Origin of the sequence: Polyangium mundeleinium, assembly GCF_028369105.1 — a bacterium.
In the GTDB taxonomy this organism is placed as follows: domain Bacteria; phylum Myxococcota_A; class Polyangia; order Polyangiales; family Polyangiaceae; genus Polyangium; species Polyangium mundeleinium.
In genome coordinates this window covers 12,541,082-12,556,993 of the sequence record NZ_JAQNDO010000001.1, presented here as the reverse complement: position 1 = coordinate 12,556,993, position 15,912 = coordinate 12,541,082, and the positions used below count along the sequence as shown (strand labels likewise).

General features: G+C 70.1%; 13 protein-coding genes. 3 read left to right on the top strand and 10 right to left on the bottom strand.

Going from position 1 to position 15,912, the window contains the following annotated elements:
- Positions 1-88 precede the first annotated feature (88 nt).
- The 4 genes from rpsT to POL67_RS49770 all read right to left on the bottom strand — a co-directional run bounded on the left by rpsT (position 89) and on the right by POL67_RS49770 (position 2,736).
- The gene (gene rpsT, locus POL67_RS49785; RefSeq protein WP_271929464.1) at positions 89-358 is read right to left on the bottom strand and encodes a 30S ribosomal protein S20; all 270 of its coding nucleotides are present in this window, start codon (positions 356-358) and stop codon (positions 89-91) included.
- An 11-nt stretch (positions 359-369) separates the two neighbouring features.
- Complete coding sequence (locus POL67_RS49780; protein WP_136926983.1) at positions 370-552, bottom strand: hypothetical protein; 183 nt, start codon at positions 550-552, stop codon at positions 370-372.
- Positions 553-670: 118 nt separating this feature from the next.
- Entirely contained in the window at positions 671-2,152 is a 1,482-nt protein-coding gene (locus POL67_RS49775; RefSeq protein WP_271929462.1) for a hypothetical protein, read from the bottom strand.
- Positions 2,149-2,736 (bottom strand): RNA polymerase sigma factor, encoded by a 588-nt coding sequence (locus POL67_RS49770; RefSeq protein ID WP_271929459.1) that lies wholly within the window; start codon positions 2,734-2,736, stop codon positions 2,149-2,151. Before POL67_RS49770 ends, POL67_RS49775 begins: the two co-directional genes overlap by 4 nt.
- 419 nt (positions 2,737-3,155) lie before the next feature.
- Between POL67_RS49770 and POL67_RS49765 the strand changes: the two genes are divergently transcribed.
- Positions 3,156-4,487, top strand: coding sequence for a S41 family peptidase (locus POL67_RS49765; RefSeq protein WP_271929456.1), 1,332 nt, complete (start codon positions 3,156-3,158; stop codon positions 4,485-4,487).
- Here the strand turns inward: POL67_RS49765 and POL67_RS49760 are convergent.
- From POL67_RS49760 to POL67_RS49740, 5 genes are all read right to left on the bottom strand, one after another.
- Entirely contained in the window at positions 4,484-5,743 is a 1,260-nt protein-coding gene (locus POL67_RS49760) for an FAD-binding protein (protein WP_271929453.1), read from the bottom strand. The genes POL67_RS49765 and POL67_RS49760 overlap by 4 nt on opposite strands.
- Positions 5,740-7,455 (bottom strand): glycerol-3-phosphate dehydrogenase/oxidase, encoded by a 1,716-nt coding sequence (locus tag POL67_RS49755; protein WP_271929451.1) that lies wholly within the window; start codon positions 7,453-7,455, stop codon positions 5,740-5,742. The genes POL67_RS49760 and POL67_RS49755 overlap by 4 nt, the downstream gene beginning before the upstream one ends.
- A 67-nt stretch (positions 7,456-7,522) precedes the next feature.
- Positions 7,523-8,233 carry a glycosyltransferase family 2 protein gene (locus POL67_RS49750; RefSeq protein WP_271929449.1) on the bottom strand — a complete coding sequence of 237 codons (711 nt, stop codon included), beginning with the start codon at positions 8,231-8,233 and terminating at the stop codon, positions 7,523-7,525.
- A gap of 5 nt (positions 8,234-8,238) precedes the next feature.
- On the bottom strand, positions 8,239-9,567 hold the full coding sequence (locus POL67_RS49745) for a protoporphyrinogen/coproporphyrinogen oxidase (RefSeq protein WP_271929448.1): 1,329 nt from the start codon (positions 9,565-9,567) through the stop codon (positions 8,239-8,241).
- Positions 9,568-9,661: 94 nt separating this feature from the next.
- Positions 9,662-11,293 (bottom strand): N-acyl-D-amino-acid deacylase family protein, encoded by a 1,632-nt coding sequence (locus POL67_RS49740; RefSeq protein WP_271929446.1) that lies wholly within the window; start codon positions 11,291-11,293, stop codon positions 9,662-9,664.
- A gap of 32 nt (positions 11,294-11,325) precedes the next feature.
- Between POL67_RS49740 and POL67_RS49735 the strand changes: the two genes are divergently transcribed.
- Positions 11,326-12,495, top strand: a complete 1,170-nt coding sequence (locus tag POL67_RS49735; RefSeq protein ID WP_271929444.1) for a hypothetical protein — start codon at positions 11,326-11,328, stop codon at positions 12,493-12,495.
- Positions 12,496-12,634: 139 nt separating this feature from the next.
- Entirely contained in the window at positions 12,635-14,623 is a 1,989-nt protein-coding gene (locus POL67_RS49730) for an aconitase family protein (protein WP_271929443.1), read from the top strand.
- On the opposite strand, the gene POL67_RS49725 is transcribed toward POL67_RS49730, so the two are convergent.
- Positions 14,620-15,909, bottom strand: a complete 1,290-nt coding sequence (locus POL67_RS49725) for a response regulator (RefSeq protein WP_271929442.1) — start codon at positions 15,907-15,909, stop codon at positions 14,620-14,622. The genes POL67_RS49730 and POL67_RS49725 overlap by 4 nt on opposite strands.
- Between the last annotated feature and the right edge of the window lie 3 nt (positions 15,910-15,912).

The following is a 15,912-nucleotide window of genomic DNA, read 5'->3' as shown; positions in this document are numbered from 1 at the left end:
CGGAGACAAAATGCAACAAACCGCCGCACGCCTCGAATCTTCGAGGTGTGTAGCGGTCCGATGCGTACTCGGCCGAGGCCGAGATCAGCTACGCGGCCTTGCTGGCCTTGTGCAACGCGCGGGCGAGGCGGCCCTGCAGGCGCGAGGCGCGCTTGCGGGGGATCGTGCCCTTGTGCGCCGCGCCGTCGAGCGCGCCGATGGCCTCACGAACGGTCTTGGCGGCGTCCGCGGGGGTGGCCGTGATGCTCGCGCGCGCCTTCTTCAGCTCGGTGCGGAGGGCGGACTTGGCGGCCCGGTTACGAGCCGTCCTCTTGATGCGCTGGCGGTTGCGCTTGTCGGCAGATGCGTGATTGGCCATGGAGCAAATCCCTACTTCTTCGCTGCCGCGCTCGCCGCCGTGCGGGGGGCATCGGGCGCGTTCGGGTCGTAACCCTCGAGGTGGATCGGAAACTTCGGCGTGCCGTGGGCGCGGAGCTCGCGCTTGCGGGCCGTGCCTTCGCGCCGCGCCTTCCGCTTGCGGATGCGGCTGCTTTGCTGCGTTGCGGAGACCATGGGGGGGCGGAGTCTATTCGGAGGGTCCCGCCTGTCAAGGCAAGACACACGCTTTCCGCACGATCCGTCGCGCCAGCCGAACCTCGAAGCCTGGGCCCGGCCGGCGCGGTACGGCCGTTCAGGGTCGGATCGTCACGCCGACTGTAAAGGAGGGCTTCGAGAAGGCGCCGACGTTCGCGCCCTTCAGCGCAGCCTTGACGCACCCGCTCTGCCCGTTGCTCGCGGCCCAGCCCGTCACGCTGACGTTCGTCACGGTGCCGCCCGACGAGAACGTAATCTGCGCGCGAGACACGTCGTCTGCGCCCGCGACGCACGCCTTCGCGCCCGGCATCACCGCGCCGACCGCGCTCGCGACCGAGCCCTGCGACGGCTGCTCCGGGATCGTCTGGTTGCCGCCCTTGTTGCCGCCGGCCGCCGGGACCATCTCGCCGGTCGCGTCGTTTTTCTCGTTCGAACCACCCACGGCCTGCGCCATCGCGCCTGCAAGATCGCCGGGCTTCGCGCCGATCGTCGGGGCCGGACCGGCAGGCGCCGTCGCCGCCGGCGGCGTGTCCGTGCCGCCCACAGGAGGCGCGACCGCGGCGACCTTCGAATCGGCCGCAGCGCCGCCGCCCGTCGGTTGCGCGGGCTTCTGCGCGTCCGCCGAGGGCTCCGTCGGCAAGGAGTCCAGCGACAAACCCGTCGACGCCGGCGGCGGCGCCTCGGCGATCTTCTGCTCGACAGCCTTCGGCGCCTCGGCTGCGACCTGGGGTTTGTCCTGCCCGACGTTCGCCGTGGTCGTGTCCTGCTTCGCCGGCTGACCACGCATGACGATCGCGACGCCCGCGGCGATGCCGACGACCGCGACGAGGATGCCCCACGTCGCGCCGCCGCCCTTCTTTTCGGCCTTCTTCTCGCGCGCCTCGCCGAGGTTCGTCACGTTGCCCGGGCGTGCCGCAGCGACCTTCTCGTCGCCCTCGAACGCGAGGTCGTGTGTCGCGGGCTTGGCCTTTTCCGCCGCTGCGATCTGCTCGGCCGTGGCCGTCTTGTTGATGAGGTTCAGGTCGACGACGCCCGAATCTTCCTTGCCCACTTCCGAGGGCCTCGGAGGCGGTGCGGAGGGCAGCGGCGTGCGCGAGACGGGCGCAGGCGGCACCTCCGACGGCGGCCTGCTGATGGCTGCCGGCGGGATCGAGCTCGGGCCCGGGATGCTCGGGCGGGACGCACCCGCTTGACTGGCCCGCGCGGCGAGCTCCTTGAGCGAAGGACGCTTCGAGGTCGCGGCGCTCGTCGGCATGCTCTCCGGGGGCTTGACCGACGACGACCCGGGGTTCGAATCCTGCTGAGACATCGTTCTTTCTCCTGAAAGGACAGGCCGCGCGGGGCCCTCCAAAGCAACCAAGCGTTCTGCCTCTCCCGCCTCGGGCGAGAGCGATGGCGGCGCGAGCAGCGCCGTGAGCGCCGCGTCGTCCGCGCGGGGAGCGGCTTGCGCAGCCGCGACGATCGAAGCCGCTCGTTCTTCCCAGGCCGCGTCGTCGAGAGGCGGCGCAGGCCAGGTACCGAGGAGCTTGTCGACCTTGGCACCGAGATCGGTCTTGTCGGTCTTGTCTTGGGGGCTCATGCCGCGTCCCCTCCAAACCCTTGCTTTTCAAGGTGCTCGCGCAGCTTGCGCCGCGCTTCGTGCACGCGCCACGCGACCGTGCCCTCGGGACAATCGAGCACCCGCGCGGCCTCTTCGTGGCCCATGCCGTCGATGCACACGAGGACCAGCGTGGTCCGGAGCGTGTCCGACAGCTTGTCGATGCCCTCGCACAGCGCCTTCGTGAGCTGACGATCCTGCGCGATCCGCGCCGGATCCGAGCCGTGCGACGAGCGGTGCTCCGCGAGGAGCGGCTCGATGCGCGGGTCGTCCGCGGGCACCGCGTCGCGCTTCGTCTTGCGAGCGCGGATGGTGTTGAGCGAGAGGTTGACGGCGATGCGGTAGAGCCAGGTGAAGGGCTCACTGCGGCCGTCGAAGCGGTCGAGCGCCTGGTAGGCTCGGACGAACGTCTCTTGCGTCACGTCCTCCGCCTCCGCGCCTGTACGCACGAGGTGGAACGCGAGGCGGAAGATGCGCCGCTGGTAACGCTGCACGAGCGTCCCGAACGCTTGCGCGTTCCCGGCGCGTGCCTGCTCCACGAGCTCACGATCCGTCGGTTTGCCCATCTTGGCTGGCTCGCTGGTGCGTGAAACGAAGGGAGGGCGCCCTGGGCGGGTCCCGCCACGGTCGGACTACGCACGACATCCGTGAGTCCGACGAGGAGCGCGAAGGTGTGATGTGCCCGAGGCCCGTGGCCGGGAGCGAGGGATCGCCGAGAGGAAGGCCCCACGCCAGGCGCGGGCCGTGCCCTCGACGGTCTCCCCGATGAGCGCCCCGAGCCACGTTCAGGCGCGCGAACATAACCGAACATGGCCGGTTGGACAAAGCAACGCGCCGTTGCTTGGGACGAGCTTCTCCCTGGCACGCCAGGATTTTGCTTACTCAGGCGGGGGCGCGCCACGAACGGGGGCCCCTCGCCCGGCTTCTGGCTCCGTCTGCCAGGCCCGTGATCCAGGCCGCGGGCTGCTATGGTCGGAGCATGCGCATGTCCGCTCCCCGATGGCTCCGGACCGCCGGCCTCGTGCTTGCCGCCTTCGCCGGCGGCGCGGTGACGAGCCAGGCCGTACACGCGAGGAACCAGTCGAGTAGCCCGTACGACCCCTTCGACCAGCTCTCCTGGGTCCTCGTGCTCGTCGAGAACCACTACGTCGATCCAGCCCAGCGAAATAAAATCGTCGAGGGTGCGATCAAGGGGATGGTAGCCGAGCTCGATCCCCACTCGGCGTACATGACCCCGCAGGAGTACGCGCTCTTCCAGAGCGACACCGAGGGGAAATTCGGCGGCATCGGCGTCGAGGTCGACTTCCGCGACGAGCGCGTGATGGTGCTCGCGCCGATGGAAGGCTCGCCCGCTGCACGCGCCGGCATGAAGCCAGGCGACGAGATCGTGGCGATCGAGGGCAAGCCCGTGCGCGGCGAGCGGCTCGAGAAGATCATCGGGCTGATGCGTGGTCCCGCAGGATCACGCGTGCGCATCACGCTGCGTCGGCAAGGTGTCTCGGAGGCGATCCAGCTCGACCTCGCGCGCGAGGAGATCCACGTGGCGAGCGTGGTGGGCAAGCGGCTCGACAGCGACGTGGCGTATCTGAAGCTGCGGCAATTTCAGGCCGGGACGCACGAGGAGCTCTTGCGCGTGACGGCGAAGCTCCGCGCGGAGAGTACGCGGCCGCTGCGCGGCGTGCTGCTCGACATGCGCAACAACCCCGGCGGGCTCGTCGACGAGGCCGAGGCCATCGCCGACGAGATGCTCGACACGGGCGTCATCTACACGACGCGGCATCGAGGCAAGGTGATCGACGAGGTGAAGGCAAACGGCGGCGGCGCGCTCGCGAACTTGCCGATCGTGACGCTCGTGAACGAGTACTCCGCGAGCTCGTCGGAGCTCGTCGCAGGCGCGCTCCAGGACAACCGGCGCGCGTCGGTGATCGGGTCGTCGACGTTCGGCAAAGGGAGCGTGCAGACGATTTTCGATCTGCCGGGCGGCGCAGGGATGCGGCTGACAACGATGCGGTACTACACGCCGAGCGGTCGATCGATCCAGGCGCAAGGGATCCAGCCCGATGTGCGCGTCGAGGCGAACCGGCCGCTGCAACCGGGCGAGTTGGTGCGCGAGAGCGATCTCGACGGGCATCTGCCCGCCGAAGCAGGAGGCGGGACGGCGAACACGAACGTGGCGCGCGGGCCGATCGTGCGGGCCACCGCGGACGATACGGGGCCGGCGCGTGACGTGCCGGCGGATCCGACGAAGGGGTCCGATTTCGTGCTGGCGACGGGCTACAAGATGCTGATCGAGAAGCTCGGCGCGGCGCCGCGTTAGGCCGGTCGAGCAGCGGCGTGGCCCGCGCGCAGGCCCGAGGCGACGGCTTCGAGCAGGGTGCGCGGGCGAGCCGCGAGGACGTCGCCCGCGGCGAAGAGGAAAGGCGCGGCGCGGCCGCCGGGCGCGTGGATGCCGACGGCCTCGAGCGTGGAGGGCGCGGCGTCCTTGGGCCACGCGGTTTGATCGAGCTCGGGGCCGTGCATGGAGGCGACGACGTCGAGCGGGCCTCGCGCGAGCGCGAGCACGACGGGCGCGTCGATCGAGAGCGCGAAGGGGATGGCTCCACGCGCAGGGAGATCCTCGCCGGCTCCATGCTCGGGCGGCTCGTAGACGATGCCGCCGCCCGCGACGCCGCCCATCGCGATCACAGCGGCATCCGCGACGATCTTCGTGGTGTCGCGCGCACGCGTGAGGTGGAGCCGATCGCCGTCGCGGACGATCGACACAGCGCGATCGACGATGCGCTGTACGCCGAGCGTGTCGAGGAACTTGCGTTGCACGGCATCGAAGCGCAGGCCCGCAGCGGAGCCCACGCCGACGAGCGCTTCGCCGACGGAGACACCAACACGCTCGGAGAGCTCGTCCGCGCGGGCCGCGCGTGCGCCGAGCCAGGAACCGAGCAGCACGGCGGAGGCGGGTTCGTCCGGGTGAAGCCGCGCGTCAGACGTGAGCGCTTCGCGCAGGCGCTCGGCGAGCCAGCCGAGCCGCGCGGGATCGTCGTGCCGCGCCGCGAGGTCGCCGTCGGAGATGCGCGCCTCGTCTGCGAAGCGCAGGATCGACGCGTCGATGGCCTCGAAGCGAAGGCCCGTGCGGCGCGCGAGCGGGTCGTCGGAGAGCGTCGCGGCGATGGCGTCGGCGTCCCAGCCGGCGCGCGGGGCGCGAGGTAGAAGCACACGTTTGCCACGGAGCGCGCCGAGATCGAGCAGGCCCTTGTCGCGGCCGCGCGCGGGGCGCAGCCGGCCCGCGATTGTCGCGACGAACGGCGGCGGCGCCCGATCCGGGAGGTCCCAGATGCCGAGCGCGTTTGAGAAGGCGACGACCTCCGGAGGCAACGTGTGGAGCTCGATGGGGCTGCCGAGCACGCGTGCGGCGTGGATGCGTTCTTCCCAGGGGACGTCGTCGACGGCGCCTCCGCCGAGCGAGCTCGCGCCCGCGCCGGCCGAGACGAGGACGACGTCGGCGCCGCTGTTTCGCGCAGCAAACGCAGCCGAGAGGCCGGCGGCGCCCGCGCCGAGGACGAGGACCCGGCGGCTCACGCGGCCTCGCCTTCGTCGAGGTCGCGCACGTCGACGCCGAGCTCGGCGCGGACCGCCGCGATCGCCAGCGCTTCCTGCTGCGCCTGCTCGGGCCCGAGCGCGACCGAGCGTGTCTGCGCCTGGCGCGCGAGGAAACGCGCCGCTTGCTGGAGGCCCTCGCGCGGCGGGAGGTCAAGCTCCTGCGCCACGATCTGCCCGCACCGCGCGGCGCATCGCATGCCGCCGCACGCGCCCATGCCGAGCCGCGTCCGGCGCGCGACGTCGGAGACCGAGCGGGCCCATTCGGTCCGCACGACGTGCCGCACCTCGGCCTCGATCACCGGCTCGCATGCGCAGACCATCGCCGCCTCGCGCGGCCGCTCTTGCACACGCTCAGCGATGTGGAGCGAGCGGGAGCCGTGACGGAAGACGAGGCGACGTGCCGCGACCGGATCGATCTCCATGCGCGCGGCGAGCTCGATCGCGTCGACGGGCTTGTCGCCGCCGGGCAGCGGGCGCTCGTGCGTGGCGCAGCGCGCGCCGATATCGAAGCGCGCCGCGAGAACGTCGGTCATCTCCTCGGCGAAGATGCGGTAGCTCGCGAGCTTACCGCCGATCATCGAGTAGACGCCCGGCGCGTCGTGCGCCGCGTGGTCGATGATCTGGTGCTCGCGCGAGAGACGATCCTCGTGCGGGCCGTAGGCGTAGAGCGTGGGGCGCACGCCGGCGTAGGTGCCGATCGCGCGCGCCGTGTGGATCTGCGGGAAGACACGCGCGACGCCTTGCACGAGGTAGCGGACCTCCTCGCTTGTCGCGCGGACCTCGTCGAGGTCGCCGTAAAAGTCGTCGTCGGTCGTGCCGACGATCGTCATGTTCTGCCAGGGCGCGACGAAGATCTGTCGGTCGTCGATGGTCTGCGCGGCGACGGCGTAGTTCAAGAGCCGCCGGTCGTAGACGATGTGGATGCCCTTGCCGGGGCGGACGCGCGCGCGCGTCGGCGCGATGCGGCCGAGCGAGGCGGTGATCGGGGCCCACGCGCCCGTCGCGTTGATGACCGTGCCCGTGCGGAGCTTGCCCGTGCCGCCCCTGCGCCGATCGCGGTAGTGGACGGCGACGACCTCGCCCGTGTCCTCGCGCCGCTCGATGCGCTCGACCGTGCAGCCAACGAGGATGCGCGCGCCGCGCTCGCCCGCGTCCACGGCGTTCGCCGCGCAGAGCCGCGCGCCGTCGATGCCCCATTCGTCGAAGCTGATGCCGCCGACGATGTTGCCGCGCAGCCCCGGTTCGAGCTGCTGCATCTCCTCGGCCGTGAGCACCGCGTGCTTTTTGCCGCGCTTGAGCGGCTGGTAGCGGTCGTACGCCTCGAAGAAGGCGTCGATGAGGGCGAACATGATCTTCGCGCGGCCCTTGTTCTCGACGGGCATCAAGAACGGGACGCGGTGCAGCATGTGCGGCGCGATGCGCTGGATGTAGCCCGAGTCGCGGCACGAGGTCGCCGTCACGTTCGGGTCGTTCAGCATGTACCGCGGGCCGCCGTGAATGAGGCCGCTGTTGTTGCCGCTCGCGCCGAAGGCGAGGTCGTTGCGTTCGATCAGCGCGACCCGGAGGCCGCGCATCGACGCGTCGCGGGCGACGCCGGTCCCGTTCACGCCGCCGCCGATGACGACGAGGTCGACGTCGTGGTCGGATCGTCGAGGCTCTACCTTTGCGGAACTGTTGACGGGACGCGGCATGGTGCGCGTCATAGCACGCCGCGTCGCGGGTCGCAGAGGCGCGCGAGGGGCTCGGGCGGCCCAGGGACTAGCCCTTGATCCGGATCGCCCAGGTGAGCTTCGCGAGGCTCTTCAGCACGTTCGGCACGCGCTTGACGAGGTTGATCGAGGGTGGACGCTTTTCCTTCACGCGGACGGGGATCTCCTCGATCGAGAGGCCCGCGCGGTAGGCGCGGATCACGAACTCGCTCGCGAAGACGTCCTTCTCGACGACACACGCGCGCGCGATCGGCAGGAGCGTTCGCCGCGTGAACGCCTTGAGTCCATGTGTGTCCGTGCCCTGGAAGCCGAGCGTCACGCGGAGCAGGCCGTTGTAGAAAATGCTGGCCGCGTGGCGGGCGAGAGGGCGCTCGTCTGCCGAGCCGTCGAGGAGTTTGGAGCCGATCACCATGTCGACGGAGCCGGCGTCGAGGCGCTCGACGGCGCGGCGGTGGAAATCAGCGTCGCAGAGGTCGATTTCGTCGCAGATGATGATCTCGCCGCGCGCTTCCTCGACGATGCCGCGCCGGAGGGCGCCGCCGTAGTTCGGCTCGCCGAACGAGAAGAAGCGGACCTCGGGGTATTTCGCGGCGAGCTCGGCAGCGATCTCGACCGTGCGGTCGCGCGAGCCATTCTCGGCGAGGACGATCTCGTAGGACCAATCGAAGGGGCGCAGCCGCTCGCGCAGGTCGACGACCGCGGCGTGCAGGATGGCCTCCTCGTTGTAGACCGGGATGACGATCGATATCCGGGGATCCATCGGGCTCAGGGCTCCTTCGCCGCCCCTCCGCCGAGGGAGGAAATCACCTTCGTTGCGGCGTCACGGCCGAAACGCAGAGCGTCCTCCATCGACGAGTAATTCCATCCGCCGTAGCGGCCCGCGGTCACGATGCCGTTTTCTTCGAGGAACGGCAAGACGACCTCGAGTGATTCGAAATACGCGTGGTCGAAGATCACGTACGCGTGGTCGATGCGGCGGACCCGGGCGAAGCGGATCTGCTTCGGCGAATCGATGAGCCGCATCTCGGTGAGGCCCTCGGCGACGCGGGGCAAGAGCGCCGGGAGGTCCGGCTCGCTTCGGTCCGCGAGCTCCACGTAAAGACTCGCTTTGCCGGGCGGGGCCATGGCATCGGAAAAGTTCGAGTAACAGCCGACCCGGTAAAACGGATATTTTTCCTCGGGCACGTACACCCAGTGGAGAGGCTCTCCGCAAGGGCCGTCGAGCGCGACGTCGAGGTAATACAGGTGCGTGCAGCGCAGGCGCCGCGCCGCTTCCACGACGTTCGCCGGCGCGCCGGCGAGGCGCTCGACGAGCACGGGCAAGGGCGCTGTAGAGACGAGCACGTCGTACGGGACGGTCTCGTCTTCGAAATGGAGTTCGCGCGCCTGAAAATCGATCGACGCGGGCGCCCGGCCAAGCTCGATTCGCGTGGGCAGGCTCTTCGCCATGCCTTCGGCGAGCTTGCCGATGCCGAGCCGCGGATAGACGAACCGCGTGTTGTACCCGAGCTCCCGGTCGTTCAGGCCCACCGCGCCCGCGAGCACGTCTTCGAGCTTCGGCAGAGGCACGAACCGCGAGCACCACGCGGCCGTGATCTCTCGCGGCGAGACGCCCCAAAGCCGCGTGTTGTAGGGGATCATGAAATGCTTGCTGATCCCCTCGCCGAAATGCTGGAGGCAAAATTCCTCGAAGTTCTTCGGCGCGGGTTTGTCGGGGTTGTGGTGCGCCCGGACGAACCCGTGCAGGCACTCGTAGGCGATCTCGGGCGGGAGGCCAAAGGTGTTCGCCTGGAAGGGATAGCGGGTGTAGGTGCCGTGCGACCAGATGCGCGAGCGGCGCTCGACCTCGATCCAGTCGTCGCCGATCCAGTCGAGCGCGAGCGCGCGCAGATCCGGGTCGCGCAGGTGCAGGAGGTGGCCCGTTCGATCGAAGCGGTACCCCTCGTCCTCCAGGGTGATCGCATGCCCGCCCGGCCGGCCGAGCCGCTCGAAGAGGCGATGCGGCGCGCCCGCGCGGCCGAGGTGGAACGACGCCGACATGCCAGTCAAGCCAGCGCCCAGGATCGCGACGGGGGTGCGGGGAGAACGAATCATCCGGTCGAGTCGGAAATCCCCGCCGCCAAGCCGCAGGGAGCGCCGGACTCTAGCAGGCCTTCGTCGGACCGGGAGAGGCGTTCCGCACGATCCACTAGCGCCGGCGCAAGACGCGACCGCGCGGCCGGTCGAGCCGCGTCGCGCCACGATCCACGACGACGTGGCCGCCAAGGACGACCTTGTCGATGCCGACGGGCACCGCGTTCGGGCCCCCTTCACCGACGCGGAGAGGATCGAAGAGCACGAGATCGGCCGCATACCCAGGCGCGAGGCGGCCGATGCCCGGCAGGCCCACGCGCTCGGCCGGGAAGGAGGTCATGCGGCGGACGGCCTCTTCGAGCGAGAAGAGGCCGAGATCGCGGCTGTAACGGCCGAGGACGCGGGGGAAGGTGCCGAAGGAGGCGGGGTTGTGGAAGCGGCCGCGGCGCGTGAGGATCGCGTCGGTTTCGAAGGCGCAGAGCCGATGCGAGAGGACGGCGCGGAGTGGTTCTTCGTCGCTGTCGTCGCCCGAGTAGGTGCCGATGAGCACGCGCGCCGCGCCCGAGCTCTCGCGCGAGACGTGGACGTACGCGTCGAAGGGCGAGACGCCGAGGCGGCGCGCGATCGCGGCGATGTCGAGGCCTTCGAGCGGTTCGAGCGAGGCTTTGCCGCCGCCCCAGGTGACGGTGATGTCGGACCAGTCGAGGCCGAGCGCGAGGCGGAACATCGCGAACTCGCGACGGAGGCGCGCGAGGACCTTGGGATCACGGATGCGCTCCTCGAAATGGTCGAGCACCCACGCGGGCAGGATCGCGTTGATGGTCGTGTTGCCGACGGTGTAGGGGAACGCGTCGAAGGCGACGTCGACGCCGGAAGCGACGGCCTCCTCGATGCGCCGGAGCACGGTGGGATAGGTGCGCCAGGTGCGGCGGCCGATGAAGATCTGGTGCGAGAGCTGGAGGCGCGCGCCGCCGCGCTTCGCCGCGGTGACGAGCTCGTCGACGGAGCGCACGTTGTGCGGCGCGCCGAGGAGCATCGGCTTGTAGAAAGGCGAGATCCACACGTAGGCGCGGCCGTGCACCGTGAAGATCGCGCCTTCCTCGGCGACGACGTTGCAGAGCGAGGCGAGCTCGTCCGATTTCGCGAAGACGCCCGGCTTGTAGGCGAGGCCCGCGGAGAGGCCGAAGGCGCCTTCCCGCAAGGCGTCGCGCGTGGCGCGCCGGAGCGCGCCGAGCTCGCCCGGCGCGGGCGCGCGGGGCGCGTTGCCCATGACCGATTGACGGATCGTCCCGTGGCCCGCGAGGAACGCCACGTTGAAGGCGACGCCGCGGCCCTCGATCGCGTCGAGCATCTCGGCCGTCGAGCGCCACGTGTAGGGGAATGCGCGGTCGCGCAGGATCTCCGAGGAAACGTCGGCGAGGCGCGTGGAATCTTTCGTGACCGGCGCGAGCGAGTGGCCGCAGTTGCCCACGACGAGCGAGGTCACGCCCTGACGCAGCATCGGCGCGAGGATCTCGCCGTGATCGTCGAGCGGCAGCAGCCAATCCGCATGCGAGTGGATGTCGACGAAGCCGGGCGCGACCACGAAACCGCGGGCGTCGAGCGTCTCCTTGCCCGCGATCACGCCGGGGACTGTCAGCGCCGCGACGCGGCCTTCCTTGATGCCGACGTCGGCCGCGAAGCGTGGCCTGCCCGTGCCGTCGATGACGTCGCCGCCGCGCACCACGAGGTCGAATTCGTCGGTCATCTCGGGCAGGTTACCACGCTAGGATAGGCCTCGTGCTTGCCGTTGCCCTTGTCGTTTGCCTCTGCCTCGCGGCCGTCCTCGTGCTTGTTTTGCTGGGGCTCGGGCGCAAGCAGGATGCGGAGCGTGCCGAGCTCGATCGACGTTTCCTCGCGCTCGGCCAGGCCCTCGGCGCGGAGAGCGAAGGCGGCGCGTTGCGCGTGACGGCGCATGGACAGCCGTTCGTGTTGCGGCTTCGCCATGGGCGTGGGGGAAGGGCGGAGCTCGAGGTCGAGGCCACGGGGAGCGGCGCCGCGGCGCGGCTGCCGATCGTGATCCGGCGCGAAACTTCGGTCGACATGCTCGGCAAGAAGCTCCGGATCAACCGCGAGGTGCAGACGGGCGACGCCACCTTCGATGCCGCGGTGTACGTAGAGTCGGACGCGCCGGATGGAGACGTCCAGCGCGTGCTTGGCGAGGCGCGCGTACGGCAACGTGTCCTCGCGCTGCTCGACGCCGGCTTCTCGTCCGTCGCGATCCACGACGGCGGCGGCAAGCTGCTCGCCGTACGGGACGCGGGCGAGCGCTTCGATGACGGCGCCCTGCGTGCGGCGTGTGGCGAGATCGGCGCGATCACTGAGGCCTTGCCGGTGCCGAGCGCGAGGCCCGGTTCGCCGGCGCTCTGGCTCGCCGGGCCGGTCGCGGCCGTGGTGTCCGTTGTGCTCGCGTTCGTCGGGTTTTACCTGCTGTCGTGGGCGCGCGGCGCGTATTACCCGCTCGGCAGCAGCGCGACGATCGTGGGCGTGGCGCTCGGGCTCGTCGCGTGGCTCTGCGCGCTTCCGCTCGTGGGTGTGCTCGTGCGCGGTCGCTCCGTGAGCTTCCGCCTCTTCGGCGCGTGCTTTTGCTTTCTGCTTCTCGCCATGCCGCTCTCCGGCGCGGGCACCGCGATCGCCATGAACGGCCGCATGGACGCGGATCCGCCGACGTGCCGCAAGGCGCGCGTCTCCTCGAAGGGATCACGCACGTACAAGACGAGCACCTCGTACTTCGTGCACCTCGACGGCCTGCCGAGGGAGGCGGCGCCTGTCGAGCTGCCGGTGCAGCGCGAGCTCTACGCGTCGCTGCACGAGGGGCAAGACGTGTTCGTGGAGGTCGGTCGCGGCCGCTTCGGCTGGGAGTGGCTGAAGGGGATCCGGCTCGACGACATCGATTGCGGCGGGTGGTAGAGCCTGGCGTGCCACGACGCGTCAAGGCGCGCGAAAAATTTGCGGAAAGACCGCATTGGATCCCGCCTCGGGATCGGGATAAATCACCGGGACGGCGCTGCAGTTCCCGTTCTTTCGCCGAGTGAGGGTCGAGAGGAACATGCCCATCCCCCGTCGCACATCGGTCCGCCCGAGCGGACGCATCCTGTACCTGACCGAGGATCCCGAGACGCTGCGCGCGCAGCTCGGCGGAGGCTCGATCGAGTTCGACCCCGAGCGCCACGCCCTCGTGAACAACATCTCGACCGACGAGCTCACGCCCGGCTGGGTTTGTTACTACTACGACGAGACGCTCGCCCGGTACTGCCTGGTCGGCCTGCGCGGCGGGCTCATCGAGCGCGACTCCATCAAGAACGGCGGCTTCGGCGTGATCGTCAGCGGCCGCTCGAAGGGCTGCGGCTCGTCACGCGAGACGGCGCCGTACTCCGAGCGCGAGGCGGGCATCCAGATCGTCGTCGCCAAGAGCATCGAGAAGATCTACGGGCAGAACTGCCAGAACATCGGCCTGCTCACGACCACGGATTTCAGCGTGCTCGACCGCGTCCAGCGCGGCGAGGAGATCCCGATCTCCGAGTTCACGCGCGGGCTCGACCCGATCAGCCGTGACGTCGTCGAGTACGGGGGCCTGTTCACGTACAACAAGGCGCGCCTCGCCGGTGAGGTCTCGCCGCCGACGCTCGACACCCCGGCGCGGCCGATGACGCTCTGCGAGAAGATCCTCGCCTCGCGCGCGATCATCGACGCGAAGACGGGCGCGATCGGCGTGAAAGCGGTCAAGCCCGGCGACTCGCTCTTCGTGCGCACCGACGTCCGCTTCTCGCACGAGTACGTCACGCCGATGGCGGAGTCGCTCTTCCGCGCCGGCTTCGGCCCCGACGCGAAGGTCGAGGCGCCGGAGAGCGTCTTCGCGTTCCGCGATCACCTCACGTTCCTCGACCTCGTGATGTCCGATGCGCACAAGAAGATGGGCCTCAAGGAGCAGGCCGCCTCGCTCGCCACGGTGCAGGAGACGTTTACCCAAAAGCACCGCGTCAAGCTCTACGGCGAGGTCGTGCGCGACGGAAAGACCGTCGGATCCGAGGCGATCTGCCACAACAAGGTGATCGAGGAGATCGCCCTGCCCGGGCAGGTCGTGGCGGGCACGGACTCGCACACGTGCATGGCCGGCGCGCTCGGTTGCTTCGCGTTCGGCGTCGGCTCGACCGACATGGCGAACGCCTGGCTCACGCGTGACATCCGCGTCGCCGTGCCCGAGTCGGCGCGCTTCAACCTGCACGGGAAGCTCCGGCCCGGCGTCACCGCCAAGGACGTGATGCTCTACCTGCTCTCGCAGCCGTTCTGGAAGAGCGGCGAGGGCATCGGCAAGGTGCTGGAGTTCGCGGGTGATGGCGTGCGCGCGATGGGGCTCGACGAGCGCGCGACGCTCACGAACATGGCCGTCGAGGCCGGCGGCTTCACGGGCATCATCGAGGCCGACGAGGTCGTGGTCGAGTACCTGGTCAAGCAACGTGGCCTCGACGCGGACGCCGTGCGCGCGCAGATCGTGCGGGCCGACGAAGGCGCGACGTACATGGCGGTCTTCGACGTCGACCTCGGCGCGATCGAGCCGATGGTCGCGACCCCGGGCGACCCGCGCAACGGCGTGCCTCTGCGCTCGCTTGCCGAGGTCGCGGGCGGCGACGTGAAGATCAACGTGGCGTACGGCGGCTCGTGCACGGGCGGCAAGAAGGCGGACATGGACATGTACGCCGAGGTGCTCCGGGCCGCGGTCGCGCAAGGGAAGCGCGTCGCCGACGGCGTGCACCTCTACATCCAGTTCGGCTCGCAGGACATCCGCCGCTATGCCGAGCAGAAGGGCTACATCGAGATCTTCCAGCGCGCGGGCGCCGAGCTCGTCGACCCTTCGTGCGGCGCGTGCATCAAGGCCGGGCCGGGTGTCTCGTTCACTGCGGACGAAGTCACGGTCTCCGCGATCAACCGCAACTTCCCCGGGCGATCGGGCCCTGGAAAGGTCTACCTCGCGAGCCCGCTCGTGGTCGCCGCGAGCGCGATCGCCGGGCGAATCGTCGAGCCTGCGGCGATCGCCTAGCTCCCGCCTCGTGACGACTTGATCACCTGCTCGACCTCGAGCCCGCGGAGGGTGCCTCGCATGGCCGCCTTCTCGGCGGAGAGGTCGGGCTTCGGGGTGGTGCGCATGCGCGTGGACGACCGCTCGGACGGGGGCTGCGTCGGCGTGGGCGTCGTGCGTTGATCGAAGCTCGTCAGCGTGCTCGTGAGCTCGGCGGTCGTCGGCGTCGTCAGCGTCGGCGCGGGCGCGACCTTGCCGCTCGTCGTGGTGCCCATGCGGATCCCGGCCGCCGTGTCCGCGGGCTTGAGCCCCGCGACCGACTCCGCGAGCCGCGCCCCCGCGATCGTGCTCCCGAGCCGCAGCCCCGCTGCCGTGTCGCGCAGGAACCTCCGCCCCGCCGCCGTATCTTCGAGCCGGAGCCCCGACGCCGTCTCGCCGAACCGGAGGCTCGCCGCCGCGCGCAGCCCCGCGATCGACTCCGTCAGCTTCAGGCTCGCCGCCGTCTCGCTGAAGAGCCGCTGGCTTGCCTCGATCTCGTGCGCCAGCCGATCGCTCGGCTCGGTCTCGTTGAACGCTGCGATGAGCAGCGCCCCGAGCTGCTGCGCGCCTGCCGGCGCCGGCATCAACTCCCGCGGCACGAAGCCAAACTGTGTCCCTGACCACGTGAGCGCCGCCTTGAGGGCTTCGAGCGGGGAGATGCTCGCCTGATCGAGCGTCCCGCCGATGATCACGCCGGAGGCGATGGACATGGCGAGGCGGCTCGGGCTCGTCGTGCTGGAGAAGCGCAGCTCGCCGCTCCGTTGTTCCAGCTCGAGGGCGCCGAGCACGCTGGCGATCGACATTTTCGTCGGGTCGCCGAGGACCGCGAAGGACTCGCCGTCGCTCGCGGGGGGCAGGATCGACTGGCCGCGTTCGAGCTCGCGGATTCGCTCGCCCATGGCGATCATGGCGTTCACCTGGGCGACGAGCTCGGCGGGATCGATGGGGGCGGAGAGCACGACGTCGGCGCCGCTGGCAAGCACGGCGAGGCGCGTGGATTCGTCGTCCGACGTGGTCAGGACGACGAGCGGCGTGTAGGCGACGCGCGTATCGTGGCCGCGGATCACCGAGGCGAGCTCCAGCGCGTCGGCGTCGGGTAGATCCAGCGAGGCCACGATCACGTGGGGTTCGAGGGCGCAGGCCACGTTGAATCCGGCCCGCGCCGTGGCGGCCGAGACGACGTCATACGTATCGGACGGCAGCCCCTCGACGAGCGCCCGGTAAGCGGAGAGATCCGCATCCACGACGAGCACGAAATCGCCCGACATGAA